The sequence below is a fragment of the Oculatella sp. LEGE 06141 genome (assembly GCF_015207605.1).
Lineage (GTDB): Bacteria > Cyanobacteriota > Cyanobacteriia > Elainellales > Elainellaceae > Oculatella.
Genome location: NZ_JADEWO010000040.1, coordinates 1 through 25,784, shown reverse-complemented (window position 1 = coordinate 25,784; position 25,784 = coordinate 1). Strand labels below are relative to the sequence as shown.

Below are 25,784 nucleotides of genomic sequence, written 5' to 3'. Positions count from 1 at the left end.
TCTGCCAAATGCTGCGCCCCCACAGGAATGCTCACACGAATGTAGTATTCAATCCATGCACCGTTGAGGCAATCGATCGCGTCTATGTTCATCTAGCCCCTTAATCTACCACCATGAGCAATCCTTGTCTCAGTATCATTATTCCCACCTACAACCGTCCCCATTTAGTATCGCGTGCCGTAAACAGCGCTCTAGAGCAAACGCTGGAGGATGTGGAAGTGGTTGTGGTTGATGATGCATCTCCTGAGCCAGTGAGCCTGCCCGACCATCCCCGGCTGACGGTGGTTCGCCTGCCCGAAAACAAAGGAACGGCTGCCGCTCGAAATGTAGGTGCCCACACCGCACGAGGCCGCTACATTACCTACCTGGATGATGACGATCGGCTGTTGCCCCACATGGCAGAGGTTTCGCTCACGGCACTGGCTGAGTCAACGCTGCCCCAACCCGTAGCGGTACTGTCTGGGTTGGAGGTGGTTAATCAGAGGGGTGAAGTTGTTCAAACTCGCCTGCCGCCCACGCTGCCCCGTGGCTCCCATTTTTTCCTGGAAGCGATCGATGTAGGACAATCCTTCCTGTCAAAACAAACCCTGGTGGTTGAACGGGAACTGCTGCTCAGTATTGGCGGGTATGACGAGTCTTTTCAGTCTCGCGTTCATACGGAACTATTCCTGAGGCTAAATCCGGTCTGCTCTATCCTCGGTTTGCCGAATGTTACCTATCAACTGATGGTGCATGAAGGCCCCCGCATTTCCCGCAACCCGGCATTGCGACAGGTCAGTTTTCATCAACTCATCCGCAAGCACCACGCGATCTTTAGGGCGCATCCCAAAGCGTTTGCCGACTTTGTATTAAAACACGCTCTCATCTCTTACGAGATGGGGCAGAGTCAGGCTGCGATCGCCAATCTACTGTGGGCTATACGAATTCATCCGCGTCACGTTTTGGGTCAAGCCTCCTGGAATCTGCGAAAAAGCTTACAGAAACGTGGCTGGCAAATGCCGTCCGTTCCCTCAAGTAATTGAGTAGAAGCCAGGTAAAAGGGGCGAGTGCAATAGGGGCGAGTGCAATCCAGAAAACGGGTTAAACCGTCTTCAATTGCAACTCATTGTACCCTGAGCCAAGCCTCGTGATGGGTATCATTTTATGTTCATTCCCCTCCAGGAGAGCGACTGTGAAAAAGGCATCTGTACTGTATATCATTCGAGGTTATCCTCAAATCTCGCAAACCTATATCAAGACAGAACTTGAAGCCGTTTGCGACGACTATGATGTCACTATCGTGTCTCGCAAGCCTTCTAATGTACCGTACAACAATCACCTGCCCTATCACCATTTAACGGAACAGGATGCGATTAAAGACCTGATCGCCCAGGTGAAACCCGATGTCATTCACACTCACTATCTTAACCAGTTAGAGTTTGTGGCACCCCTGGCAACCGAACTGGGAATTCCGTTCACGGTGCGATCGCACTCCTACGACACGCTTGCCCTCCGTCCTAAACCCTGGCGAGGCCGCATCCGGCAATTTCTAGAACGAAACACGCCGCAATTTCAAAAAGTAGCCAAGATCAAAGAAAACCTGCATTGGGCCAACCATGAACTGTGCCTGGGCGTATTGGCGTTTCCGTTTGCCCGACCGTATTTAGAACAGCAAGGCATCCGGGCAAACCAAATCATTGATTGCTATCCGGTTGTGAACTATGCCCTGTTCTACGATCGCTCCCCCAACGGGAATGCCATCATGAATACGGGAGCGGCCATTCCCAAGAAAAAAATGGAGGACTATATTCAGCTTGCCTCCTGCTTGCCCGACCGCGAATTTAATCTTTATGCCCTTGGTTACGAGGTGCAAACGCTAAAAACGCTCAACCAGGCGAAGGGAAATCCGGTCAACATCATTTTGCCAGTCGAGCCAAACGAAATGCCTCCAGAGTATAAAAAGCATCAATGGCTGGTGTATACGGCTGCGTTTGATCTGGCAACGGTGGGGTGGCCGATGGCGATCGCAGAAGCCCAGGCCGCCGGAGTTGGTGTTTGTATGCCAAATATTCGTCCCGATCTGCAAGAGTATGTGGGGAATGGAGGGTTCCTCTACGACTCAATTGAGCAGGTGCAAGCTATTGTGACCCAGCCCGTTCCCACTGAAATCCGCGAGGCTGGTTTTCTTCAGGCGAAAAAGTCAGACATTCAAGACCACAAGCATCTGCTCACCGATTTGTGGGACAGGGCGGCGATGAAGTCGTCTGCGGTGGAGGACTTGACACGGTATCGCTAGAGGAACTATCGAGACTTTGCGGCTTATCACGAACAATTAAGAATCGTTTCAATTAAACCAGACGAGTTGGTTCGCAAGGATGCACTCTATCCTAAGGCAGATAAGGGTTTGGGCGATCGTTCAAACCCTTATCTGCGTCTAACCCCCGGTTAAGTCACCGCTCGCGATCGCTGCATCTTTGAGACAATCAAAAGCAACCTTAGCCTCAGATCCTTGGCTCAGTTCAGCCTTCCTGGGCAGTTCGCACCTCAGCATAATGGAGATCACTTTATGAAATTGGCTTACTGGATGTATGCCGGACCCGCCCACATCGGCACGCTACGCATCGCCAGTTCCTTCAAAAACGTTCATGCCATCATGCACGCGCCGCTTGGTGATGACTACTTTAACGTCATGCGATCGATGCTAGAGCGGGAGCGTGATTTTACCCCAGTCACCACCAGCGTTGTTGACCGAAACGTGCTGGCGCGAGGCTCTCAAGAAAAGGTGGTTGATAACATCACGCGCAAGGATGCAGAAGAACATCCCGACCTGATTGTACTGACTCCAACCTGCACCTCCAGCATTTTGCAGGAAGATTTGCAGAATTTTGTCGAACGTGCCCAGCTCGAAGCCAAGGGTGATGTGATGCTGGCAGACGTGAATCACTATCGGTTCAATGAACTGCAAGCCGCCGACAGAACCCTGCATCAAGTGGTTAAGTTTTACCTTGAGAAAGCCCGTCGCAAGGGCACCTTGCCAGACGGCAAAACCCAGAAGCCGTCAGTGAACATTATTGGTACTTCTACGCTCGGCTTCCACAGCCAGCACGATTGCACCGAACTGAAGCGGTTGATGGCTGATTTGGGGATTGAGGTCAACGAAATCATTCCCGAAGGCGCATCGGTTCATAACCTCAAAAACTTGCCCCGTGCCTGGTTTAACCTGGTGCCCTATCGTGAACTGGGTTTAATGACCGCCCACTATTTGCAGGAGGAGTTTGGCACCCCCTTTGTAGACATCACGCCGATGGGCGTTGTGGAAACGGCTCGTTGCCTTCGCAAAATTCAGCAAGTGCTGAACGAACAGGGGGCTGATGTGAACTACGAATCTTACATCAACGAGCAAACCCTGTACGTTTCGCAAGCGGCCTGGTTCTCGCGATCGATCGACTGCCAAAACCTGACGGGCAAAAAAGCCGTGGTCTTTGGCGACAATACCCATGCGGCGGCCATGACTAAAATTTTGGCACGGGAAATGGGCATTCATGTCGTGTGGGCAGGCACCTACTGCAAATACGATGAAGAGTGGTTCCGCGACCAGGTGAGCGAGTATTGCGACGAAGTGATCATCAGCGATGACAATGGTGCGATTGGGGATGCGATCGCCCGTGTTGAACCCTCTGCCATCTTTGGCACCCAGATGGAACGCCATGTCGGTAAACGCCTGGATATTCCTTGTGGGGTCATTGCCTCGCCAATTCATATCCAAAACTTCCCCATCGGCTACAAGCCATTTCTGGGTTACGAAGGCACCAACCAGATTACCGATCTGGTGTACAACTCCTTTACCCTGGGGATGGAAGACCACCTGCTGGAAATTTTTGGCGGCCACGACACCAAAGAAGGAATCACCAAGGGAATTTCTGCCGACTCTGACCTCAACTGGAGCAAAGATGGTCTGGCAGAACTCAACAAGATTCCGGGGTTTGTGCGCGGCAAAGTGAAGCGCAACACCGAGAAGTTTGCCCGCGAACGCAACATTGAACAAATTACGGCAGAAGTGCTGTACGCGGCCAAAGAAGCTGTCGGGGCTTAACTGAACGTCAACCGTTTCGGTTGCAACAGCTAGTTTGAGTAGGGTGGGCTAATGCCCACCCTTTTTTTCTCCGTAATTCGCCTACTTGACGGTGAAGTTACTCTTCCGCGATCGCAAGGATGTAGATCCTGAGGCAGGTAATTAAAATGAGTACTGATGGAAAGCAGCAAGTCGGCTCAATCCGGCCACTTTGGGCTGGTGTGCTGTCTACTCTGTTGCTGGTAGGATGCACCAGTGGCAGTGTCATTCCACCGTCATCCGATTTAAATCAAAAGTCGTCTGAGTTAAACGATGCAGCGAGTAGTTCGCCATCTGAGGTAGTTCAAACCGATACGCAAGCCCCTGCCGAACAGCAAGACTGGCGAACCCTTCTCCCTACTCAAGCCGTTGATGGTCTCACCTTCACCGCAGACGGTGAGCTTGCCTATGGAGATGAAGTGCTTCTATCCGAAATCCCGGTCAGCTACAGCAGCGATGACACCGTCACCTATGCCAAGCGGCTCATCGTTTCGCCGTCGTCACCGTCAGGCGCGTTTCGCTTTGTCAAAGCGTGTGAGGCAGAAGGTTCGGAAGATGGGTTGTGTTGGTCTGTATATTTGGTCAATACCCGCGAGGCCACCGCTGAAAAAGTGGATATTGGCAAGTATGGGGGATCTGCCTGGGTGCAGTGGACGGCAGATGAACGCTATGCCGTGTTGGTAGAGCAGCACGATGGAGCAACCTGGTTTGTGGTGGTTGATTTGGCGGCGGGTGAATCGCAACTCTCGGAAGAATTGCCGCCCAATGTGGAGATCAGCAGCTTTGAATGGATCGACGATCGCACCTTCCATGTAGACTTTCGCGATTGCACGACAGCGGAATGTGACTTCACCGGAAACGTTGAAGATATCTTTAGCGCCAATTCGTACTAACCTGTACTGGCGATCGCCACACCAAAGGATCTGCAACGGATCTGCAACTGATTCATTGTTCAAGGTTCGTTATTCTAAGGGAGTCACTTAGGCGACTCCCTTGTTTTGTAGTGTGGTTATGTCTCTTCCCCAAAAACCAACTAAAGCCGAAATTCAAGCGGCCTACGGTACCACCATCCCCGATATCATTGCTCCCCATTTGCAGGTGCTATTTTGCGGCATTAATCCCAGCCTTTACAGTGCCGCTGTTGGGCATCACTTTGCCCGTCCCGGAAACCGCTTTTGGCGATCGCTACATGTGGCAGGCTTTACCGACCGATTATTCTCTCCATTTGAAGATCGTGATCTGCTGCAATTGGGATATGGACTCACCAACATCGCCGATCGGGCAACCGCAACCGCCGATCAGCTGACCCATGCAGAACTGATTGCCGGACAGCAATCTCTGGCTACCAAAGTTGAGCGCTATCAACCCCGGTATTTAGCCATATTGGGAATTAGCGCCTATCGCACTGCATTTAAGCGACCCAAGGCGATCGTGGGGCGACAAGATGAACCATTGCATAGTGCCACAATCTGGGTGTTACCCAATCCCAGCGGCTTAAATGCCCATTATCAAATTGACGATCTCAAACGGGTGTATCGAGAATTGCTGCTGGCCGTTGGCTAGCCCCTATGGGTTACAACTGCTGCAATTCACGCTGCTTCGAGCGATCGGCTGTTCCCACACCCCGGTACGTTAAGTGGGAAGTAATGACAAACACCGCCAACCCAATCAATGGACTCAGCAGGGTAGGAATACCATCAAACTCGCTGGTAAAAATATCATTGGGAATATACAGCAGCGTGTTCTCAATGCCAAAGGTAACGGGCATGAGCGCAAACAGCACCAGTCGCGATGTAGAGCCAGTCAGGATACAGGCGATCGCCGCTGGCATGGTCGCCTTGGGCCAATACAGCCCACCCGCCAATGGTACCAATAACCCTGCAAACCCAATGTCAAACGCCAGCAAAAGCAGCACCCCAGTTTGAGGCACCCGCAGGGCAAAGAAAATTCCCAACAGTGTAATGGGAATCGCCATCAGGCGAGTCATGAGCAACAGCCTATCACCCCCGATGCGATCGCCCGTTTCCCTCACGCCAAACACGTTTTGAGCCAACACAGAAGACGTTCCCAAAATAGCGCCATCCCCCGTTGAGAGCGAAGCAGACACAATTCCAGCCAGCACCACCATTGCAATGACAGGCGGAATCACATTTTGCAGCAATGCATACAGCACTGGCCCGTCGGCTGTGACCCCCACTTGCTCTAGAATTTGATTCGCAGAAAGCGCCACAATTGAAAATGGCACACCAATGATGATGGTGCCGATCGATCCCATGAAACAGGCTCGTTGTGCCGTTTGTGGGCTATCAGCCGCAAATACACGTTCCATAAAGTCGATCGCCACAATATCACCCAGCCCCAGCGCAAACAGCGTCGCCCAGTTCACCAGGGCTCCGGCCTGCGGATCGGCAAGCTGTTCAAAGGCAAATGGCCCATTGCCGTTGGGAATGTTAATTCCAAACGTGAAACCGATATACAGAATCAGCGCAACTGAACCAATGAAGGCCACCAAGACCTGAATCGCGTCTGTGTAGGCAACGGCAAACAGTCCACCTGCCACCGTGTAAATGAAGATGATAATGGCAATGATCATCACACCTGCGATGTAGCTCGTTCCCAAAAACGTTTGGAACAGAAATCCACCCGCCACCAGGTTGCCTGCCAGCAGGAATGAAAAGCTAAGTACCATCACAATAGAGGCGATAAGCTCAGTCAGCCGACCATATTTCAAACGGTAAAAGTCTGGCAGCGTAATTAGCCCTAAACGGTTCAATGGTTTAGCAAAAAATAAACCCGTCAAAAACAAACAGAGAGCCAGTCCAATCGGTAATGCTGCCCCAGCCCAAAACCCAAATTCAGCCGCCAAATCTGTGTTGCCCAACGTTGCGTTGGAATCGACGGATTGAGCCATGAGCGTCGCCGTTGCCAGTGGCAGCAACAGTCCCCGTCCTGCAACGATATAGTTAACGCTGTCCCCTTTAATTTTCTTTGATGTATACACTCCAACACCGAGCATCAAGAAGAGAAAAATCAAGATGCCCCAAAACAGGATTCTGTCTGTCATTGAGGATTTACCCTGGCTATAAATTATTAAGAAAAGCTGAAGCCGGACAACCAAATCCTAGAAATAGCGACTCGATAAAACTGTAAAGAGGCACACATTCAACCAAAGTTGCTTGGGGGCAATGCATTCAAGAAATGTGGGCGATCGATTCAGAGCCTACGTAAAGAGTCTGGGGATGGCAAAACCTGCAACATGACAGCCAGTTTCATAGGACTGTGGCTTACCCAATCACTAACCAGTAACCGCTGCAAGTCAGCCCGTTCTTCTATCGCTCAATTACGGTTGGATTGTTCACGTCCTTGCTTTGTCCAATTGATCTAAATACAGCCTGATAAATTCCGTTGCGGCTTCTAGTTCTAGTATTTCAGGCGTGTCTCGAATACCAAGAATAAACGTTACCGAATCCTGGGCATCACTTATCCACTCAAGCGAGAATAACAGAGGATTTGTTTTGCAACAGGAGATGTATATGGTTTCTGTCCGTTGGCAGCGGGTTCTTGCTCCGCTGCTGCTTAGCTTGCTGCTGTTAGTCTCGGCGTGCAGCTCCCCCCAGGAGCCGTCTCGATTTGCCCAAACTCAAGAAGAAACCACTCAAAAAGGTGCGCCTCCAGCGGTCGATCCAGACGCGCAGAAAGGCGGCAGCTTTAATCAGTTCTTCCCCCGCTCGGTAGAAGGCTACGAGATTGTGCCAGCCCAAGAAAAACAGGGCTTTGCCGAATACAAAGTGAACCAGGACGGGGTCAATGTCGCCATGCTAGCCATTAGCGACACGACAGGTAGCGGTGCCGCCGATAAATTTCAGAGCAGTACCGAAACGATCGCAACCTATCCAGCAGTGGAACAGGGTCAAACCGCAACCGCCATTCTGGTGGGCGATCGCTACCAGGTAAAGGTGCTGTCGCGCGCGCCCTCCTTTACCCAAGAAGACCGAGCCGCCTGGATTGAAAAATTTGACCTGAACGGCCTCGCGAATTTGCAATAAGCTCCCCTGAGCCGATCGCACTTCAACACTGCAACCCTCCCAAAGGATCTGACTGTGAGTAACTCCATTTATGAATTGGTCGATAAGCTGCCCACGGGTGGTTTAACCGTTAAAGCATTAAAGTCATTGGATTTTGTGGTTCCCGGTCAGTGGCAAAACTTGACTGGCTTTGAAAACACCATTCGCAGCGTCACTGGTGAAACCGATGAAAAACTGATTCAGCAAATTGGCGATCGCGCCGTCACCCTCTACAACGACAAGTCCCAGGGCTACCAGCGAGCGCTATGGCTTTATCAAACGGTTGATTCTGCATCGGGGGCGCTGGGTACGGCTGCTCTGGCAAATAAAGTGGGGCAAGATGTCTCCTTTCTCGGCTTCCTCAAAAACCTCACTCCTAAGCCGGAACGGGCACAGAGCATTGACCTTACCGTCAAACTGGTGGTTGAACTGGTGGCCTTTTGCCAAATCAACGGCATCCCCGGAGACAGTATTGGCGACTTCCTTGCAGCCTTGAAAGACTACAGCGGCGAATCGCTAATGCGAATGGCTGCACTGGTTTGCTTTGATGGTCTGGTGCCGCTTGGCCCCGATTTTGCGCTTAAAGCTCTGTCGTTTGTCAAGCAGATGAGTCCATCTGACTTGCAGCAAAACCAGACCTTCAAGGCGGTTAGTCCCTTGATTCCAGGCGGAGATCCATCCGGCCAACTGAGCTTTATTACTCAGAGTTTTGACTCTACTAAGGGTTGGATGCAGCACTTTGTCGCCTCTCACAACCTCACCCCCGACAAAGTAGTGAACAACCTGGAACGATTTGTCGAAATTTCCAAAGACAAATTAGACTATCTCGGTGCGTTTCTGGATATGTATGTCAAATACTACGAGCATACGGGCATCCAAACCTTGTCTCGTCGTCTGATCGAACGGGCTGTCGCAGAAATTTAAGCCTCGTTAGGAACAAAACGCCTCAACTGGCTTTCTATTAACCTGGACGATCTCACACTTTGCGTTTAATTGCTACGGCAAAAAGGGGAAAGGGATATTAATGCCTTTCCCCTTTTTTTATTTCTTTTTTATAGGGCTTACTGCAAAACATTGCTCGTTTGAAATGCGATCGCCCCTATTAAGACTGATGATATTAATTAGAATAAAAATAGCCCACTTGCCTTTAGTAAATAAGCCGTTTTTCACCCGTTTGGCTGGGAACATTCTGCTAATCTTCACGTCCGAAGAACCCCTCGAAACAACGAGCTGGCGACATTCGTTACGGTTTTTGAAACCAGTTGTGTGTGACAGTTTGCAAACAGCCCATTCCACCCCAACAGGTTCCATTGCGAAAAACTATAACAGAAGTATCGAGAGCGAAGTCACCATTAACCCAACAAGTTCAAACTTCTAAGGTTAATGAACCGCCAACAGAATGATGACAAAACCGATCTGAACCTCTCGATAGTTACTGCAAACGTGTTGAATGAAATGCACAAAAACAACAGGTTTGCGATCGGTTCAGTACGTCTAGTTGCCCTGAAATTGAAACGTCTAATTCTCCAGGAAATTACCATGAAATTCTCTCAAAAAATCGCTGCAACTCTTTCTGTTCTATCTGCTGTTGCGCTGGCCTCTGGTTTCCTTGCTAGCTCTGCATCAGCCCAAACCGTTCCTACTCGCGGCATGGATGGAAGCTACGTTGGCGCGGGTGTCGCTGCTGGCTTAAACGAAGACACAGACATCGGTGGCAACATTCAAGGTCGTGTTGACCTGCCCGTGGCTCCAGTCTCTGTGCGTGGTGCCGTCCTCTTCAGCGATGACAACAGCGCTATCATGCCTCTGCTCACCTACGATTTGCCCGTTGCCCGCAACACGAACGTCTACGCTGGTGCAGGCTACTCCTTCGTCGAAAACGATGGCCGGGGCACTCCCCTGGGCAATCAGGACTCTGTGGTGCTAACCACCGGTGTTGAATCCTCTGTCCTGAGAAACCTCGTTCTCTACGGTGACGTGAAGCTCGGAATCGACGCGTTCCAAAACAACTCCAACGCGGCAGTTAGCTTACAGGCCGGTGCAGGCTACCGATTCTAAGCCCCTTTCTTAGTCACCTTGCTCAGTCAACGGTGTGAACATGAGTTCAACCAGGGCAGGGTTTGCGATCGCCTGATGGTGCGGTAACTCCAACGACCTGGCCGATCAATTCTCTCCCAACCTGCCCTGGCCTTCTGTAGAATAAACACTATCAGCCTCTAGTTTTGACTGGGGGCTGTTTTACAATTTAAAACTTTTCCTGACGATCTAAGGCAATTCGTCTTGAGGATGCGATGCTAAGATTGGACTATTAAATTCACCTTAATTCCGACCGGATTACCGGAAAAATCTGTAGAGAGTAGAGTCCGCCTGGTAGCATTGATGGTTAAAACTCCCGTACCTTCTTCCACGACCTCACAACCGCCCAAAAAAGTATCTAAAGTTGAGGGCCTCAAAGAACGCAGTAACGCTCTGCGTGAGCCTGTTGCCACCGAAATTCTGCAAGATACGACCCACTTCAGTGAAGATGGGATTCAGATTCTTAAATTCCACGGTTCCTACCAGCAAGATAACCGAGACAATCGGGTGAAGGGGCAGGAAAAAGATTACCAGTTCATGTTACGGACTCGAAATCCGGCTGGTTTTATTCCGCCACAGCTTTATCTTGCGCTCGATCGCATGGCCGATGAGTACGGTAACGGCACGCTCAGAGTCACCACGCGCCAGGGGTTTCAAATTCATGGCATCTTGAAGCGCCATTTGAAAACGGCGATCGCCACCATCATTCAGAATATGGGGTCTACGTTGGGTGCCTGCGGTGACATTAACCGTAACGTCATGGCTCCCCCTGCTCCGTACAAGAACCGTCCAGAGTATGCCTATGCCCAGCAATATGCCGAGTCGGTCGCTCAACTGTTGACACCGCAAACAGGTGCCTATTACGAAATCTGGCTGGATGGCGAAAAAGCAATCACGGCGGAGGAAAATCCAGAGGTGGTTGCAGCTCGGCAGCGCAACGGCAACGGCACGCTGGTGCATGAAGGGGAGGAACCGCTTTACGGTACTCACTACATGCCGCGTAAGTTTAAGTGCGCGGTCACGGTTCCCGGCGATAATTCGGTTGACCTGTTTTCTCAAGATGTCAGCCTGGTCGTTATCACTAACGATAAAGGGGAGTTGCAGGGGTTTGATGTGTATGCAGGGGGTGGACTGGGTCGCACGCACAACAAGGAAGAAACCTTTGCCCGGATTGCTGATCCCATTGGTTATGTAGACAAAGACGATGTTTATGACCTGGTGAAGGCGATCGTTGCCACTCAGCGAGACTATGGCGATCGCGCCAACCGTCGTCATGCTCGCATGAAGTACTTGATCCACGACTGGGGCGTTGATAAATTCCGGGAAGCAGTAGAGGGCTACTTTGGTAAACCCATTGAGCCGTTTAAGCCATTGCCAGAATTTAAGTACGAGGATTATCTGGGGTGGCACGACCAGGGCGACGGCAAGAAGTTTCTCGGAATTTCTATTGAAAATGGCCGCGTTAAAGACGACGGCTCATTCAAACTAAAAACGGCGCTGCGAGAAATCGAGCAGCAATTTGCCCTACCCATGTATCTCACGCCCAATCACAATTTAGTGATTACTGAGATTGAGCCAGAACAGCAGTGGGACATTCAGCAAATTCTCGATCGGTGCGGCGTTAAAAAAGAAACGGAAATCGATCCGCTCGTTCGTTACTCAATGGCCTGCCCTGCCCTGCCGACCTGTGGTCTAGCGATTGCCGAGTCCGAGCGAGTGCTGCCCAGCATTCTCGATCGCATCCGTGCCCTGCTCGATCGGCTGGGTCTAGAGCAAGAGCATTTTGTTACCCGGATGACGGGGTGCCCCAACGGCTGTGCCCGTCCTTACCTGGCGGAGCTAGGGTTGGTGGGGCAAGCACCTGATGCCTACCAGGTCTGGCTCGGGGCCAGTCCAAACCAGACTCGGCTGGCGGAACCCTATCTCAACAGCATGAAGATTGACGATTTAGAGGCGACTCTGGAGCCGCTGCTGGTCTACTTCAAGCAGGAGCAAGCGCGCCACTCTGAGCCAGAAAGCTTTGGAGATTTTTGCAATCGGGTTGGGTTAGAGGCGCTACGGCAGTTTGCTACTAGCTATAAACAGGGTGCGGTTAGCATTAAATCCAGTCACCGCATTGGGGTACGAAATGAGATGTACGATCGCCTCAAATCGGCCTCGGTGAGCCAGGGTAAACCGATGACTGAGCTGGTTCATGCAGCGCTTGAGGCATATTTAGACACGCTGAACTAAGCCGAATCTAGATATTAAACCCGTGTTGGTCAGCATCTAAATCACCAACACGGGTTTTTGATTGGGCAGCACTGGCGGTTGCCCTAATCAGATGGTTTCTTATTCTGTTGGTCACTCTTCGCTTCTGGCAAACGCCAGCCCGGTTTGACCACCTGGCGAGCACGAGCGATCGCCAGGGAATCATCCGGTACATCGTCTGTCAGGGTGGAACCTGCGGCAACGGTAACATCGGCACCTACAGTAATCGGCGCAACTAAAACGCTGTTCGACCCGGTTTTGCTGCGATCGCCAATTACAGTGGGATGCTTGTTCACGCCATCATAGTTGGCTGTAATCGTTCCTGCGCCCACATTAACCTGGGTGCCCACCGTTGCATCTCCGAGATAGCTTAAATGAGCCACGTTGGTGCGATCGCCCAGCGTGGTATTTTTCAGCTCCACAAAGTTACCAATGCGGCAGGTTTCTCCTACCTCCACTCGTCCGCGCAGGTGGGCATAGGGACCCACACGCGAGTTAGCCTGAACCACACTGTCAGTGACCACCGAGTACAGCACCGTTACGTTTTTACCAATCTGGCTATTTTCCACCAGGCTGCCGGGGCCAATGCGACAACCCGACTGAATCGAGGTTTTGCCGCGCAGATGCGTTTGCGGTTCAATGATGACATCGGGCGCAATCTGCACCGCGTCGTCAATGGTGATGCTGTCTGGATCAACCATCGTTACCCCAGCGGCCATCCAATCTTCTTTGACTCGCGTTTGCAGAATGCCATAGGCAGACGCTAACTGCTTGCGATCGTTAATTCCTAAAATTTCCTGGTAGTCGTCCACATCAACCGCCATCACAGGTTCCAGATAGTTGACTGTGTCGGTCAAATAATACTCCTGCTGATCGTTGTTCGATTGCAGTTGAGGAAGTATCTCTGCCAGCGCTGACCAGCGGAAACAATAAATACCAGCATTAATTCGTCGGTTTTGCTTCTGTGCCATCGTGCAGTCTCGATCTTCTACAATCTGCTTCACGATGTTTTGCCCATCGCAAAACACCCGTCCATACCCTTTCGGATCGGGCAGGTGTGCCGTTAGGATCGTAGCGGCATTTTGCGCCTGCTGATGCGTATCTAACAACAGCTTGATGGTTTGCGGACGAATAAGAGGCACATCACCATTCAGAATCAGCAGGTCGCCTTCAAACCCCTGTAGATGAGGCATTAATTGCTGTGCCGCATGACCCGTTCCCAGTTGTTCGGTCTGCAACACAAATTCCAACCCGGCCTCTAGCTGCAATGCATCTTGCACAGCATCGCCACCGTATCCAATGATCACCAACCGTCGGGATGGTTGGATGTCAGAAAGACTGTCTAAAACTCGTTGAACCAGCGATCGCCCCCCTAAGGAATGGAGGACTTTAGGTAAGTGGGATTTCATCCGTGTCCCACGGCCAGCCGCCAGAATTGCTACCGCTATCATGCTCATACAAACCAGATTGCTCCACCGGAGTATATCGCGCTTCTGGCTGTTATACGCCGTTTGCCCCTGCTTGTTTTTGATTATTCATTGCTGCTTAATATGCTTGCAGCGATGTACTAAATTGCCGCCCCCCGAGCCGACTGCATCAAAGTTGCATGGATCAGGTTGCATGGATTAGCAGGTGTGCTTAATCCACAAACACATGTTCCTTATCCTGCATTGCTTCGACACTGGCCGTTTCCTCAACATTCGACTGAATGAATTGGGTAAACTGCTCGATCAACTCTGGATTACGCCATCCCCTTTTCACCTCTTCCGCCATAATTTCCAATGATTCCTCGGCAGAGAAGGCGCATTTATAAGGGCGATCGCTCGTTAGCGCATCATAAATGTCAATTACCTGAAAGATTTGGGCAAGATAGGGGATATCGTTGCCCATTAGCCCATCTGGATAGCCAGACCCATCCCAGCGCTCGTGATGGTGGCGAATGATCGGCACAACTCCTCGCATCGTCCGTAACGGCTGACAAATTTGCTCGCCAATGACGACATGCTGACGCATCACATCCCATTCATCTGGGGTCAGCTTGCCCTGCTTTAACAACACAGCATCAGGAATGCCCACTTTGCCGATGTCGTGCAGATAGCCTCCCCACATCAGGTTGCGAATTTCTAGCCGCGACAGGTTAAGGAATTCGCCAAAGGTTTTGCTGCGAACCACAAGCCGCTCACAGTGGTCGCCCGTATTGGGATCGCGGCTTTCAACGGTGCGAGCAATGGAAAATAGAACCTGCTCAGCGTGGTCTAGATCTTCATTGAGTCGTTTTTGCCGAATTAATGATTTCACTCTGGCTGACAGTTCGAGTTGGTCAAATGGTTTAGTGAGAAAGTCATCGCCCCCTGCTTCAATGCCGCGAAGACGAGCGCGGCGATCGTTTAAGGCAGTGATGAAGATAACAGGGGTGAGCCGGGTCTGCTCATCTTGCTTAAGATAGCGACACACCTCATAACCATCCATCCCCGGCATCATCACATCAAGCAAAATCAGGTCAGGATTAACTTGCGTAATACAACGGAGTGCAGCAACGCCGCTATCTGCTTCGATTACATCGTATCCTTCGACAGATAACAGCGCAGCCGCAGTCATCCGACTGGAAGGATGATCATCAACCACTAGAATTTTGGGACGATCTGAATCAAGATAACTCACAGAAGAAGGTCTCACTTTGATGTCTGTAGAGGTGCCTGGCTCAAATTGATGTATGAGTTTTTACCAACGCTGTCTACTGAACGGTAGGTTTATCCACAGGTGTTCCCTCAGTATGGGCAATTCACCAGAGCAGGGAATCAGGTTTTTTACGGAGATCTGGAGATGATCAATGCGGTTCCTGGCGAATGAAGTACGTGAAATTCATTTAAGCCGATTTAATCACATTGAAAAAAATACAATCTGCCAACAGGTCTAAATCTACCCGCTCGACCAGAATAATGGCTGAGCTGTGCTTGAGCGAACTGTTTGTTAATACGATGGCATCGAGGAAGTGGATGCTCATTTTATGATGAGGCTACACGACTAAAGCCCGCATCCTGCTCTTGGTTTGGAAAAGGCCGCGTCGTTTTGGGGTTAATACTTAGGTTTTCTCACCTATGCTGATGGCTACTGACCGCATTGCTATTTTGCTCCATGAGGGGCTGCAAACCTCAAAAGGTAAAACGGGCTTATCGCTGTTACGCTATGGCGAGAACCCAGTTGTGGCCGTGGTGGATTATGAGAGTACCGGACGATCGCTGGCAGAACTGACCGGAATCGATCGCCCGGTGCCCATTGTGTCATCGGTGATGGAGGCATTGGTTTATCAGCCAAACGTGCTGGCGATCGGCATTGCTCCATCGGGCGGAGCCCTGCCAGATGATTGGTGGCAAGAGGTTAAACAAGGAGTCGCGGCTGGGTTGTCGGTGGTAAACGGCCTGCATACTCCGATGGCAACTGATCCCGAACTCAACCAACTGCTGCGTCCTGATCAATGGATTTGGGATGTTCGTCGAGAACCCCCAGGCTTAACTGTTGGCAGTGGTAAGGCGCGATCGCTCTCATGCAGACGAGTGCTAACCGTTGGCACCGATATGAGCGTTGGCAAAATGTCGGCCAGCTTGGAACTGAACAAAGCCACACAACAACGAGGCTTGCGATCGCGCTTCATCGCCACGGGGCAGACAGGACTGATGTTAGGGCATGACGGGGTGGCTTTAGATGCCGTTCGGATTGACTTTGCGGCAGGAGCCGTTGAACAGGCGGTGATGCGCTGGGGAGATAACCATGATGTGCTGTATGTAGAAGGGCAGGGATCGCTGATGAATCCAGCCTCTACGGCAACGTTGCCGCTGCTGCGAGGCACTCAGCCAACGCAACTTGTATTGGTTCATCGGGCTGGCCAGACGCAGATTCAGCACTTTCCGGAGGTGCCCATTCCCCCATTGCCTGCTGTGATTCAGGTGTATGAAACGGTGGCCGCAGCAGGGGGAGCATTTGCCCCCGCTAAGGTAGTGGCGATCGCCCTCAATACCTTTCATCTCAGCGCCGCCGCAGCGCAGCGTGCCATCGAACAAGTGCAGGCTGAAACGGGGTTGCCCTGTACCGATGTGATTCGCATGGGTGCCGCGCCATTGTTGGATGCGATCCTATCATCCTAAGTTGGCAGACCCTACGCAAACTGCTGCTGCACCACCTGAGCGAGACGATCGGTCCAATACTGCACTAGCTCAGCCGTTGCGGCTTCAACCATGACTCGAATCACGGGTTCTGTTCCCGATGCCCGAACCAAAATCCGGCCTTGATCCCCCATTGCTGTCTCCGCTTGGGCGATCGCCTGCCGCAGTATGTCATTGGTGTGCCAGTTGAGGCGGCGATCGCGATCGTCTACCCGCACATTCCGCAGCAGTTGAGGATAAGGGCTGAAGCTTTGGTCTACCAACTCGGCTAGTGAAGTGCCCGACTGCCGCACCATTGCTGCCATGTGTAACGCAGTAAGCAAGCCATCACCTGACACTCCATAGTGGAAGTTCAAAATATGCCCCGACTGCTCACCTCCTAACATGGCTCCAAGGCGATGCATTTCGGCATGAACATATTGATCGCCAACAGCGGTGCGAATCAAGACTCCGCCTTGCTTTTGCCAGGCTCGCTCAAAGCTCAGATTCGCCATGACGGTGGAAACAATGGTGGTTTGAGGCAGCAGATTGGCCTGACGCAGCACCTGCCCCCAGAGATACAGAATATAATCCCCATTCACGGCTCGTCCCTGAGGATCGACAGCCATGACGCGATCGGCATCGCCATCGAAAGCAAAGCCCAAATCGGCCTGGTGTTTGGCAACGGCGGCCTGGAGCGAGGCCAGATGGGTTGAGCCACAGTTCACATTGATGCGATCGCCATCGGGCTGATCGTGCAAGCAGATGACCTCGGCTCCCAGGGCAGTAAATACACAGGGTGCCAACTGAGCAGCAGCACCCCATGCCAGATCCAGCACGATCTTCATCCCGGTCAGCGAGCCATGCTGCGACAGAGATTGCTGTAGCGACTGGGTATACCGCTCTAACAGTTCCGGGCGGTGATGATAATGACCTGGGTTGGCGATCGCTGCGGTGAGGCTAATGGGGCGATCGCCCCGCAGGGCTGCTTCAATTTGGGCTTGCATGGCGGGAGACAACTTCGTGCCATCTGCGCCAAAAAATTTAATGCCGTTATCTTCGGGTGGGTTGTGGCTTGCCGATATCATCACTCCCCCAGCGGCAGCAGAGTGGGCCGTAAGGTAGGCCACGGCAGGGGTTGGGCACAGTCCCAGATGCCACACTTCCAGGCCAGCCGCCGTTAGTCCGGTTGCCAGGGCTTGAGCCAGCATGTCGCTGGAGTTACGCGAGTCTTGACCCAGGATAATAGGCCCTATCCCTCTGCCGTTCGCTTGCAGCACTTGACCTGACCAATACCCCACCTGAAGCGCAAGGGGGGCTGTTAGCAGGTCGCCAACTTTACCACGGATGCCGTCCGTACCGAAAATACTGGTCGTTGGCAGTGACAGCACTTGACACAGATCGTGCTTTAACCCAGCGGGCAGATTTTGCAGAAAAGACGCATCGGGACGATTGGGTTGTGGAAATTGGTTAGAAACAGGGGAAGAGAGTACCATTCAAGCGAACACTCCATATCTCACACTCACACACGTGAGAGCATAGCATCTCCCTATTCAAGATCCACTATCTTCTGTGACGGACGAGAAACTGTACTTGCTAAGGCCATCAGGGATGTGTCGGTACACTCTTCTATGTCAGTAGTAGGCGATCGCCCCACCGCTCCACCGCTAGCGTCCTACCTCTACAGCCCCACCTCTGCCAACAATTCCTGCATTTCTGCCCACGTTAACCCCTGCTGAATGTAGCGAGGATGCTGGGGATGGTAGGGACTTTCGAGGCGATCGATCGCCGTAATCGTAGCGTTATCTGGCAGCACAGGTATATCTGGGTCAAATGCGGTGGGATTGACCAGAGAACTGGAAAACCCTTTAAAGATGACAATTTGATCGATGTCTGCCCCAAGGTCAACCGTAACCATTAACACTTCATGGGGGCGCTTGAGTGTGTATTGCTCCAGTCGATAACCCAGGGAAGCCGCCACAACCATTACCTCAGTTCACGCCAATGTTACCAGTCTTGTTCAGAATAAAAGGAAGAGGCGACATCGCCAACCTGATGTCGAATTCGCTCGATTTCGGACGGGCTTAACCCCGACTTCCAGGATGTAATGATTGCCCGACTGTCTCGTTTGGAAAAGCCAAGCTGCGGATTGGCGGCGATCGCCTCATCCGGACGGCTATAGTCTGCAATTGTGGCTTGAATATCCAGCGAAAAAGCAATATTGAGCTGCTGAAACAGTTTGGCAAACTGCGCGATCGGGTCACGGGAGAGATCTTCGTGGCGCACAAAGATCCAGTTAGAATGGTGAACCTGATACATAGAAACCCTGTAGTGAATCAGTTTCCATAACAGCGCTGCCTGGTCGATAATGTCTTTTTCGCTCGCTGCATACTCGCTGATCTGCGCTGCAAACGGGTGCAGGTAATCTCGCATCAATAGCGGCTGTGCCAGAAAGTGGGAGAAATCATGTGTCCAATTGGCTCGTTTTAGGCTGTAAGCAAATGCCGCAGGATGACGGATGGTTAAAACAACATCCATATTAAAGGTGTTTGCCAACCACTCGGCTGAAAACAGCGCGATCGGATCTTTGACTAATGGTCTGGCTCCAGTCCATCGCTTTTTGAGAGACTGAAGATAGGTTTGAAGCAACCGCTGGCGATCGCGCCCGGTTTTGATCGTGTTGGCATCCAGAACCAGGTTAAATTTTGCCTCGATCGCTGTTTGAAGATACTTAAAATAGCGCTGTTCGTTTTCAGGCAAGACGTAAGTAAACCAGTGGTCGAATATAGTGGGTTGAAACAGCAAGTGATGATAAAGATTGAATGGTTCATCCACGTAAACTAGTTCAGGAGATGCCGTTAACATCTTGCCAATCCAGGTTGACCCCGAGCGATGGGAGCCTGTAACTAATATTGGCTTGCCAGATACCATTTTTGTTCAAATGTTGATGGATGATGTTCACTGAAAGTATAGGGCGATCGCGGCTCCTAGCCTCCCCATTCTTCACCGGGTGTTGGGGCATTTGCAACGTAAAGCCAAGGCGACAGCGTATACTGTCTCCAGTTCTGCATAGTCCGCTGGCGCGGATTATATTGGTGTAGCTAGCCGTTACAACGGCACAGTGTAGGGTGGTCTGCACTGCAACCGAACCAAATGTAGACGGCTGTCCAGGATTGACGGAAATCCACACAAGGCGCACCATCAGGTGCAAGATAGAATAAGTTCAGTGAACATTTGCAACGCTCGATCAGATTAGGCGAGGAGCATCGCGGCGCATGGGTAAAGTAGTCGGCATTGACTTGGGCACAACCAACTCAGTGGTAGCCGTTATGGAAGGCGGCAAACCCGTTGTCATTGCTAATGCAGAAGGGATGCGGACTACGCCCTCTGTGGTTGCATTTACGCGAGAGGGCGAACGCCTGGTGGGGCAGATGGCGCGTCGCCAATCGGTGCTGAACCCCCAAAATACGTTTTATGCCGTCAAACGCTTTATCGGGCGCAAGTATGCCGAGCTAAGTCCAGACTCGAAGCGGGTTCCCTACACCGTGCGTCGAGACGAAATGGGGAATGTCAAAATTAAGTGTCCTCGCCAGCAAAAAGACTTTGCGCCCGAAGAAATTGCCGCAATGGTGTTGCGGAAGCTGGCTGATGAAGCAGAACGATATCTGGGGCAACCCGTCACGGGTGCTGTCATTACCGTACCAGCCTATTTCAACGACTCGCAACGGCAGGCCACCCGAGATGCGGGGCGAGTGGCTGGTCTTGACGTGATGCGAATTTTGAACGAACCCACAGCGGCGGCGCTGGCCTATGGTCTCGATCGCCAGGAAAGCCAAACCATTCTGGTGTTTGACCTGGGTGGCGGCACGTTTGATGTCTCGATCCTGGACGTTGGCGATGGCGTGTTTGAGGTGAAAGCGACGAGCGGCGATACCCAGTTGGGCGGAAACGACTTTGATAAGAAGATTGTTGACTGGCTGGCCGAGCAGTTTTTAGAGCAAGAAGGGGTTGAGTTACGCAACGATCGCCAGGCGTTACAACGGCTGATGGAAGCGGCGGAAAAAGCCAAAATTGAGCTATCGGGCGTAACGGTGACCGACATCAACCTGCCGTTTATTGCGGCTACGGCAGATGGCCCCAAGCATATTGAAACTCGGCTGACCCGATCGCAATTTGAAGGACTGTGCGGCGATTTGATCAGTCGATTGCGGCTACCCGTCAAGCAAGCGCTGAACGATGCCGGACTCAGCCCCGTGCAGATTGACGAGATTGTGCTGGTGGGCGGTTCGACCCGGATTCCCATTGTTAAAGAGTTGGTGCGATCGCTGATTGACAAAGAGCCAAACGAAAACGTCAACCCGGATGAAGTGGTGGCGGTTGGTGCGGCGATTCAAGCGGGAATTTTAACCTCGGAAGTGCGGGACATCTTACTATTAGATGTCACACCTCTATCGCTGGGGCTAGAAACCATTGGCGGCGTGATGAAGAAGCTGATTCCGCGCAACACCACCATCCCGGTGCGGCGATCGGACGTGTTCTCAACGTCGGAAAATAATCAAACACTGGTTGAAGTTCACGTTCTTCAGGGAGAGCGGGAAATGGGAGCCGACAACAAATCCCTGGGTCGCTTTAAGCTGATGGGAATTCCGCCTGCACCACGGGGCGTTCCCCAGATTCAGGTGTCGTTTGACATTGATGCCAACGGCATTTTGCAGGTCACCGCTGTCGATCGCACTACTGGTCGAGAGCAGGGGTTGACGATTCAGGGCGCTTCGACGCTGAGCGAGTCAGAAGTGAACCGCATGATTCAGGAAGCCGAACGCTATGCCGACTCAGACCGGGAACGCCGTTCTAAAGTCGAGAAACGAACCAAAGCGGAAGCGTTGACCTTTCAAGCCGAACGGCAACTGCGCGAGGTAGCGCTTGACTTTGGCATGCAGTTTGCCAGCGGCCACCGCCGCCGCATCGAAAATTTGGTGCAAGAGTTGCGCGATACTCTGAAGCGAAATGACGATCGCGGCATTGACATGACGCAGGCCAATTTGCAGGATGCGTTGTACGACCTGAACCGTGAAGTGTACGAGTTTACTAAAGACGAAGAAGACGAGACTGACTTCTTTGGGTCGATTCGTCGCACGGTATCGGGCATTGGTGAACTGTTCTCGGATGACTACGACGACGACTTTTTCGACCGCGATCGCGACCCCTATGCAAACCGCGACCCGTACGCTCGTGACCCCTATGCAAACCGCGACCCCTACGCCCGTGACTCCTACGATCGCGACAACCGTGATACTTATGAGTCTTATCCTAAGAACCGTTATCCGGCAGATGAACCCCGGGGCGATTTACCGCGTAACAATCCTGCCCGCAGTAATCCACCGCGCAACGATCCCTACGGCGATCGCGACCCCTATCGCGACAACCGTTCCTCGCCACCCAATCGTCGTCCGCCATATGATGGTGGCTCAACTCGTTATGGGAATGCTAACGACGATGACTGGGACGACGATGATGATTGGTAGTTAGGTCATCGTCCGGCGAACGGATTGCCAGTCGGTGACCAGTTGAACGAGTCGTTCAATCGATCCTGTCTCAAAACCTGCTAAAACTTGAGAGACTCCGAGATCACCTCGCAATTTCCCTGACCGACGCGCCAAATTACTGTAGCTGTTTATAATTCCACTTCTGTTGCCTGTTGCCCATCGCTTCTAACCCATGCAAAACTTTCGGAACTATTACGATATTCTGGGAGTTCCCAGAGACGCTACCGTTGAAGAGATCAAGCGAGTTTACCGAAAGCTAGCGCGGCAGTATCACCCGGATATGAATCCGGGCGATAAGGCGGCAGAGGAAAAGTTTAAGGATGTGGGTGAGGCGTATGAGGTTCTCTCTGACCCAGGTAAGCGAGCGCAATACGACCAGTTCAGCCGCTTCTGGAAGCAGAGAGGTTTTCAGTCCTCTGCGACCCCTCGCGCTAAGACGTGGGGTGGACGAGCCGGCAGCCGCACTGCTAATACTGATGTTGATTTTAGTCAGTTTCCAGACTTCAACAGTTTTGTAGATCAGTTGCTCAACCGGGATGAAGACGGAGAAACGGCTGAACGGCGATCGGCACGCGATCCGTACCGGCCTGGCACAACCCGAACCGCCTATACCGTCTCGCGTCCGGGGCCTCGCAATGCCGAAGCCCGCTTAACGGTGCCGCTAGAGAAAGCCTATCAGGGTGGACGAGAGCGGATTCGTCTGGAAGATGGGCGATCGCTGGAAGTGAACATGCCTCCCGGTATGGTAAACGGCCAAAAAATTCGTCTGCGGGGGCAGGGAGTGTCTGGAGGTGACCTCTACCTCAAAATCGATGTGTCTCCCCATCCTTTCTTTCGCGTGGAAGGGTCGGATGTGTATTGCCAGGTGCCGTTAACGCCCAGTGAAGCGGTGCTAGGTGGGGCGATCGAAGTCCCGACTCTGGATGGCCTGGTGAAGATGATGATTCCGGCTGGCGTTCGCTCGGGGCAGAAGCTGCGGCTGGGCAGCAAAGGCTATCCGCTCGATGGCCGCAGAGGCGATCAAATTGTCGAAATTCAAGTGGTGATTCCCAGAGATATCACTCCCCAAGAGCGCGACATCTACGAGAAGTTGCGGCAAGTAGAAACGTTTAACCCTCGCGCGGGGTTGCCCGTGTAATTTCAACCGCAATCTTGCCATCAAACTCCGGAATGGGAGCGGCAACTTTAGTGAGCCGTACCTGTACCTGCTCCACGTTAGATGATGACAGCACGGTGTCTGCAATCGCCCCTGCGGCGGCTTCAATCAGGTTAAATTTACGAGTTTTTAACAGGTTCTGAATCGCTTTGACATCAGCCCGATAGTCGTGGGTATCTGCCAGGCGATCGCTAGCGATCGCCGCCGACAGATCCAGCCAGAGCGTCAAATCGACCTCAAACCATTGCCCTAACACCTGCTCTTCTGGCAATGCCCCGGTGTAGCCGTAGGCACGAATTCCATTGATTTGAATACAGTCCATATCAAGAGACCAGTGAGGAGGAACGTGCCGATCGCTAAGCTAAATCTCGGTGGGTGAAGGGTTTTGCATTGGTTCCAGAGTAAGTAGACACAACGTGACCGTTGCCCACAACACGATACTTGTAGGTGACTAGCCCTTCTAACCCAACCGGCCCACGCGGCGGCATTTTTTGGGTACTGATGCCGACTTCTGCCCCAAAGCCATAGCGGAAGCCGTCTGCAAAGCGGGTCGAGCAGTTGTGAAATACGCCAGCCGCATCCACCTGATTGATAAACGTTTCAGCCGTTTGCTGATTTTGGGTAACGATCGCCTCGGTGTGACGAGACCCGTAGGTATTGATGTGGGCGATCGCCTCTTCCAGCGAATCCACCGTTTTAATAGACAGAATCAAGTCGCTGTATTCCGTTGACCAGTCGGCCTCGGTGGCCGTAGCAATATCAATGAGTTCGCAGGTACGACGATCGCCCCGCAGTTCAACGGCGTGGGCGTGCAGCGCAACGGCCAAGGCTGGTAACACAGTGGCTGCAATGGTTTGATGCACCAGCAGCGTCTCAATGCTGTTACACGCCGAAGGATAGCCAACCTTGGCATCAGTGGCGATCGCTATTGCCTGGTCTAAATCAGCCGCCTGGTCAATATACAGATGACAAATGCCGTCGGCATGTCCCAACACTGGAATTCGGGTATTGTCTTGCACAAACCGGACAAAGGAATTGGAGCCTCTGGGGATAATTAAATCAACATACTGGTCTAACCGCAGCAGTTCCCGTGTCTCTTCGCGGGTGGTCAACAACTGCACCACGGCTGGGTCAACTCCAGCGCGGGACAAACCAGCATGGATGGCCTGAGTTAACGCCTCGCAGGAGCGGATCGCTTCTTTGCCGCCTTTGAGGATGACACCGTTTCCCGACTTGATCGCCAGGGTAGCAATTTGAACCAGCGCATCCGGTCGAGATTCAAAAATAACGCCCAATACACCCACCGGACAGGTGACTCGCTGCAACACCAGCCCTGCATCCAACTCGCGGTGAATCTGGGTTGCGCCCACTGGGTCAGGCAGCTTACCCACGTCTCGAACGCCTGCGATCGCTCCCTTTAACTTCGCCTCATCTAGCTTTAACCGCCCATATAACGGCCTGGCCAGTCCCTCTGCTAGCGCGGTTTCGCAATCTGCCTCGTTGGCGGCCAAAATCTGCGGTGCTGCGGCTTCAAGCGCCTGGGCGATCGCCTCGATCGCCTGGTTACGAGCCTCAGTTGAAAGAACGGCTAGCGCTCGGGCGGCTCCGCGAGTCTGTTGCGCCAGTGTGGTTAGGGAGGAAGAAGCAATTTGGGAAGCTGTCATAGTAGATCTGCAATGCCAACCTGGAAGCGCAGTTGGTTAAAGAACGATAACTCTATCCTAAACGGTTGCGGGGATGCCGTTAAAACGGCACATCATCGGCGCTGTCTTCACCCGCTTCCGCTTCACTCGGATCGGCAACAAACTCTGCTGCATTTGGATCAATTACTACCGGGTCTTCCATGCTGACGATTTGGCCGTTAAACATCTGTGCCAGACTTTTGGCAGCTCGTACCACTTCATCTTCGTCTTGCCATCCCATTGGTATGGCGGGCGATCGCTCCACGTCAGTGGATACTGTCGGTTGCATGCTCTCTCTGGCAGGGCCAGGGGTAGGACGCGGTGCAGACGCAATCGGCATCGGCGACGCATTGGAACTGCCGTTGTGTGGAGTCTGGAACGGCGGAGAGGGAGAGGCAGATGGAGCAGCAGGTGCTGCATTCGTAGACGGATAGGCAGAGGGCGACTCACTAACCGTCGTTGGCATACTCTCCGCTGCGATCACCTCCAAACTGACTTTGACCGGATGGTTGAAATAGGCTGCAAATGCCGCTTCAACGTTTGGCAGTCTGTCTTTAGCCATTTTGAACAACGGCTGCGACCTGGTGCCAATTCGCGCCTCTTTGCCGCTAAAAGACAATAAGTTGCATTGTTGCCGCAGCATAATCTGAGTCGAGTATGGCTGAACCAGGCTCAAGATCTCCTGCCATGTTTGCCCCAAATCGACCAACTGAGCGGCTGGACTCGCTTCGACTGGGCGATCGCTCGGTGCTGCTTTCCGTGGCGGCTCTGGGGGCAGGGG

21 protein-coding genes and 1 pseudogene are annotated in these 25,784 nt (G+C 52.3%); 12 read left to right on the top strand and 10 right to left on the bottom strand.

The window, feature by feature from the left end; genetic code table 11:
* Positions 1-113 precede the first annotated feature (113 nt).
* The 5 genes from IQ268_RS22480 to mug all read left to right on the top strand — a co-directional run bounded on the left by IQ268_RS22480 (position 114) and on the right by mug (position 5,653).
* On the top strand, positions 114-1,022 hold the full coding sequence (locus tag IQ268_RS22480; RefSeq protein WP_193883928.1) for a glycosyltransferase: 909 nt from the start codon (positions 114-116) through the stop codon (positions 1,020-1,022).
* 149 nt (positions 1,023-1,171) lie between these two features.
* Positions 1,172-2,275, top strand: coding sequence for a glycosyltransferase (locus IQ268_RS22475; RefSeq protein ID WP_228035638.1), 1,104 nt, complete (start codon positions 1,172-1,174; stop codon positions 2,273-2,275).
* Between the two features lie 270 nt (positions 2,276-2,545).
* Positions 2,546-4,072, top strand: coding sequence for a ferredoxin:protochlorophyllide reductase (ATP-dependent) subunit B (gene bchB, locus IQ268_RS22470; protein WP_193883925.1), 1,527 nt, complete (start codon positions 2,546-2,548; stop codon positions 4,070-4,072).
* 146 nt (positions 4,073-4,218) lie between these two features.
* Complete coding sequence (locus IQ268_RS22465) at positions 4,219-4,983, top strand: hypothetical protein (protein WP_193883923.1); 765 nt, start codon at positions 4,219-4,221, stop codon at positions 4,981-4,983.
* A gap of 118 nt (positions 4,984-5,101) precedes the next feature.
* Positions 5,102-5,653 (top strand): G/U mismatch-specific DNA glycosylase, encoded by a 552-nt coding sequence (mug, locus tag IQ268_RS22460; protein WP_193883920.1) that lies wholly within the window; start codon positions 5,102-5,104, stop codon positions 5,651-5,653.
* 10 nt (positions 5,654-5,663) lie between these two features.
* Here mug and IQ268_RS22455 read toward each other — a convergent pair whose 3' ends face one another.
* Entirely contained in the window at positions 5,664-7,154 is a 1,491-nt protein-coding gene (locus tag IQ268_RS22455; RefSeq protein ID WP_193883918.1) for a sodium:solute symporter family protein, read from the bottom strand.
* A 469-nt stretch (positions 7,155-7,623) separates the two neighbouring features.
* On the opposite strand from IQ268_RS22455, the gene IQ268_RS22450 reads away from it, so the two are divergent.
* The 4 genes from IQ268_RS22450 to sir all read left to right on the top strand — a co-directional run bounded on the left by IQ268_RS22450 (position 7,624) and on the right by sir (position 12,462).
* Positions 7,624-8,136, top strand: coding sequence for a hypothetical protein (locus IQ268_RS22450; RefSeq protein ID WP_193883916.1), 513 nt, complete (start codon positions 7,624-7,626; stop codon positions 8,134-8,136).
* Positions 8,137-8,190: 54 nt separating this feature from the next.
* Positions 8,191-9,078 (top strand): hypothetical protein, encoded by an 888-nt coding sequence (locus IQ268_RS22445; protein ID WP_193883914.1) that lies wholly within the window; start codon positions 8,191-8,193, stop codon positions 9,076-9,078.
* Between the two features lie 615 nt (positions 9,079-9,693).
* Positions 9,694-10,212 carry an outer membrane beta-barrel protein gene (locus IQ268_RS22440; protein ID WP_193883912.1) on the top strand — a complete coding sequence of 173 codons (519 nt, stop codon included), beginning with the start codon at positions 9,694-9,696 and terminating at the stop codon, positions 10,210-10,212.
* 321 nt (positions 10,213-10,533) lie between these two features.
* Positions 10,534-12,462, top strand: coding sequence for a sulfite reductase, ferredoxin dependent (gene sir, locus IQ268_RS22435; RefSeq protein WP_193883910.1), 1,929 nt, complete (start codon positions 10,534-10,536; stop codon positions 12,460-12,462).
* An 83-nt stretch (positions 12,463-12,545) separates the two neighbouring features.
* On the opposite strand, the gene glmU is transcribed toward sir, so the two are convergent.
* The 3 genes from glmU to IQ268_RS22420 form a co-directional block, all read right to left on the bottom strand.
* Positions 12,546-13,931, bottom strand: coding sequence for a bifunctional UDP-N-acetylglucosamine diphosphorylase/glucosamine-1-phosphate N-acetyltransferase GlmU (gene glmU, locus IQ268_RS22430; protein WP_193884006.1), 1,386 nt, complete (start codon positions 13,929-13,931; stop codon positions 12,546-12,548).
* Between the two features lie 187 nt (positions 13,932-14,118).
* Positions 14,119-15,141 carry a two-component system response regulator gene (locus IQ268_RS22425; RefSeq protein ID WP_193883908.1) on the bottom strand — a complete coding sequence of 341 codons (1,023 nt, stop codon included), beginning with the start codon at positions 15,139-15,141 and terminating at the stop codon, positions 14,119-14,121.
* A 205-nt stretch (positions 15,142-15,346) separates the two neighbouring features.
* Positions 15,347-15,484 carry a hypothetical protein gene (locus IQ268_RS22420; RefSeq protein ID WP_193883906.1) on the bottom strand — a complete coding sequence of 46 codons (138 nt, stop codon included), beginning with the start codon at positions 15,482-15,484 and terminating at the stop codon, positions 15,347-15,349.
* A 94-nt stretch (positions 15,485-15,578) separates the two neighbouring features.
* On the opposite strand from IQ268_RS22420, the gene IQ268_RS22415 reads away from it, so the two are divergent.
* The gene (locus IQ268_RS22415; protein ID WP_193883904.1) at positions 15,579-16,622 is read left to right on the top strand and encodes a DUF1611 domain-containing protein; all 1,044 of its coding nucleotides are present in this window, start codon (positions 15,579-15,581) and stop codon (positions 16,620-16,622) included.
* Between the two features lie 11 nt (positions 16,623-16,633).
* On the opposite strand, the gene glmM is transcribed toward IQ268_RS22415, so the two are convergent.
* From glmM to IQ268_RS22400, 3 genes are all read right to left on the bottom strand, one after another.
* Entirely contained in the window at positions 16,634-18,115 is a 1,482-nt protein-coding gene (gene glmM, locus IQ268_RS22410) for a phosphoglucosamine mutase (protein WP_193883902.1), read from the bottom strand.
* A 185-nt stretch (positions 18,116-18,300) separates the two neighbouring features.
* Entirely contained in the window at positions 18,301-18,600 is a 300-nt protein-coding gene (locus tag IQ268_RS22405; RefSeq protein ID WP_193883900.1) for a hypothetical protein, read from the bottom strand.
* A gap of 26 nt (positions 18,601-18,626) precedes the next feature.
* Positions 18,627-19,550 carry a sulfotransferase gene (locus IQ268_RS22400; protein WP_193883899.1) on the bottom strand — a complete coding sequence of 308 codons (924 nt, stop codon included), beginning with the start codon at positions 19,548-19,550 and terminating at the stop codon, positions 18,627-18,629.
* Positions 19,551-19,894: 344 nt separating this feature from the next.
* Here IQ268_RS22400 and dnaK point away from each other — a divergent pair, with 344 nt between their 5' ends.
* On the top strand, positions 19,895-22,144 hold the full coding sequence (gene dnaK / locus IQ268_RS22395) for a molecular chaperone DnaK (RefSeq protein WP_193883897.1): 2,250 nt from the start codon (positions 19,895-19,897) through the stop codon (positions 22,142-22,144).
* Between the two features lie 193 nt (positions 22,145-22,337).
* A complete protein-coding gene (locus IQ268_RS22390; protein WP_193883895.1) occupies positions 22,338-23,303 on the top strand; it encodes a DnaJ C-terminal domain-containing protein in 966 nt (321 codons plus the stop codon).
* Here IQ268_RS22390 and folB read toward each other — a convergent pair.
* From folB to IQ268_RS22375, 3 genes and pseudogenes are all read right to left on the bottom strand, one after another.
* Positions 23,275-23,643, bottom strand: a complete 369-nt coding sequence (folB, locus tag IQ268_RS22385) for a dihydroneopterin aldolase (RefSeq protein WP_193883893.1) — start codon at positions 23,641-23,643, stop codon at positions 23,275-23,277. The two genes, IQ268_RS22390 and folB, sit on opposite strands and share 29 nt — an antisense overlap.
* A gap of 34 nt (positions 23,644-23,677) precedes the next feature.
* Positions 23,678-24,985 carry a glutamate-5-semialdehyde dehydrogenase gene (locus tag IQ268_RS22380; protein WP_193883890.1) on the bottom strand — a complete coding sequence of 436 codons (1,308 nt, stop codon included), beginning with the start codon at positions 24,983-24,985 and terminating at the stop codon, positions 23,678-23,680.
* 79 nt (positions 24,986-25,064) lie between these two features.
* Positions 25,065-25,784 (bottom strand): annotated as a pseudogene (locus IQ268_RS22375) (DNA polymerase III subunit gamma/tau); the annotation flags it as partial.

What these genes read in the sequence shown, in the direction of transcription:
- sir (WP_193883910.1), top strand. Translation starts at nt 10,534, where the DNA reads ATGGTTAAAACTCCCGTACCTTCTTCCACGACCTCACAACCGCCCAAA.
- IQ268_RS22380 (WP_193883890.1), bottom strand. Translation starts at nt 24,985, where the DNA reads ATGACAGCTTCCCAAATTGCTTCTTCCTCCCTAACCACACTGGCGCAA.
- glmU (WP_193884006.1), bottom strand. Translation starts at nt 13,931, where the DNA reads ATGATAGCGGTAGCAATTCTGGCGGCTGGCCGTGGGACACGGATGAAA.
- IQ268_RS22390 (WP_193883895.1), top strand. Translation starts at nt 22,338, where the DNA reads ATGCAAAACTTTCGGAACTATTACGATATTCTGGGAGTTCCCAGAGAC.
- IQ268_RS22420 (WP_193883906.1), bottom strand. Translation starts at nt 15,484, where the DNA reads ATGAGCATCCACTTCCTCGATGCCATCGTATTAACAAACAGTTCGCTC.
- IQ268_RS22450 (WP_193883916.1), top strand. Translation starts at nt 7,624, where the DNA reads ATGGTTTCTGTCCGTTGGCAGCGGGTTCTTGCTCCGCTGCTGCTTAGC.
- IQ268_RS22400 (WP_193883899.1), bottom strand. Translation starts at nt 19,550, where the DNA reads ATGGTATCTGGCAAGCCAATATTAGTTACAGGCTCCCATCGCTCGGGG.
- IQ268_RS22465 (WP_193883923.1), top strand. Translation starts at nt 4,219, where the DNA reads ATGAGTACTGATGGAAAGCAGCAAGTCGGCTCAATCCGGCCACTTTGG.
- IQ268_RS22455 (WP_193883918.1), bottom strand. Translation starts at nt 7,154, where the DNA reads ATGACAGACAGAATCCTGTTTTGGGGCATCTTGATTTTTCTCTTCTTG.
- bchB (WP_193883925.1), top strand. Translation starts at nt 2,546, where the DNA reads ATGAAATTGGCTTACTGGATGTATGCCGGACCCGCCCACATCGGCACG.
- folB (WP_193883893.1), bottom strand. Translation starts at nt 23,643, where the DNA reads ATGGACTGTATTCAAATCAATGGAATTCGTGCCTACGGCTACACCGGG.
- mug (WP_193883920.1), top strand. Translation starts at nt 5,102, where the DNA reads ATGTCTCTTCCCCAAAAACCAACTAAAGCCGAAATTCAAGCGGCCTAC.
- dnaK (WP_193883897.1), top strand. Translation starts at nt 19,895, where the DNA reads ATGGGTAAAGTAGTCGGCATTGACTTGGGCACAACCAACTCAGTGGTA.
- IQ268_RS22415 (WP_193883904.1), top strand. Translation starts at nt 15,579, where the DNA reads ATGCTGATGGCTACTGACCGCATTGCTATTTTGCTCCATGAGGGGCTG.
- IQ268_RS22440 (WP_193883912.1), top strand. Translation starts at nt 9,694, where the DNA reads ATGAAATTCTCTCAAAAAATCGCTGCAACTCTTTCTGTTCTATCTGCT.
- glmM (WP_193883902.1), bottom strand. Translation starts at nt 18,115, where the DNA reads ATGGTACTCTCTTCCCCTGTTTCTAACCAATTTCCACAACCCAATCGT.
- IQ268_RS22480 (WP_193883928.1), top strand. Translation starts at nt 114, where the DNA reads ATGAGCAATCCTTGTCTCAGTATCATTATTCCCACCTACAACCGTCCC.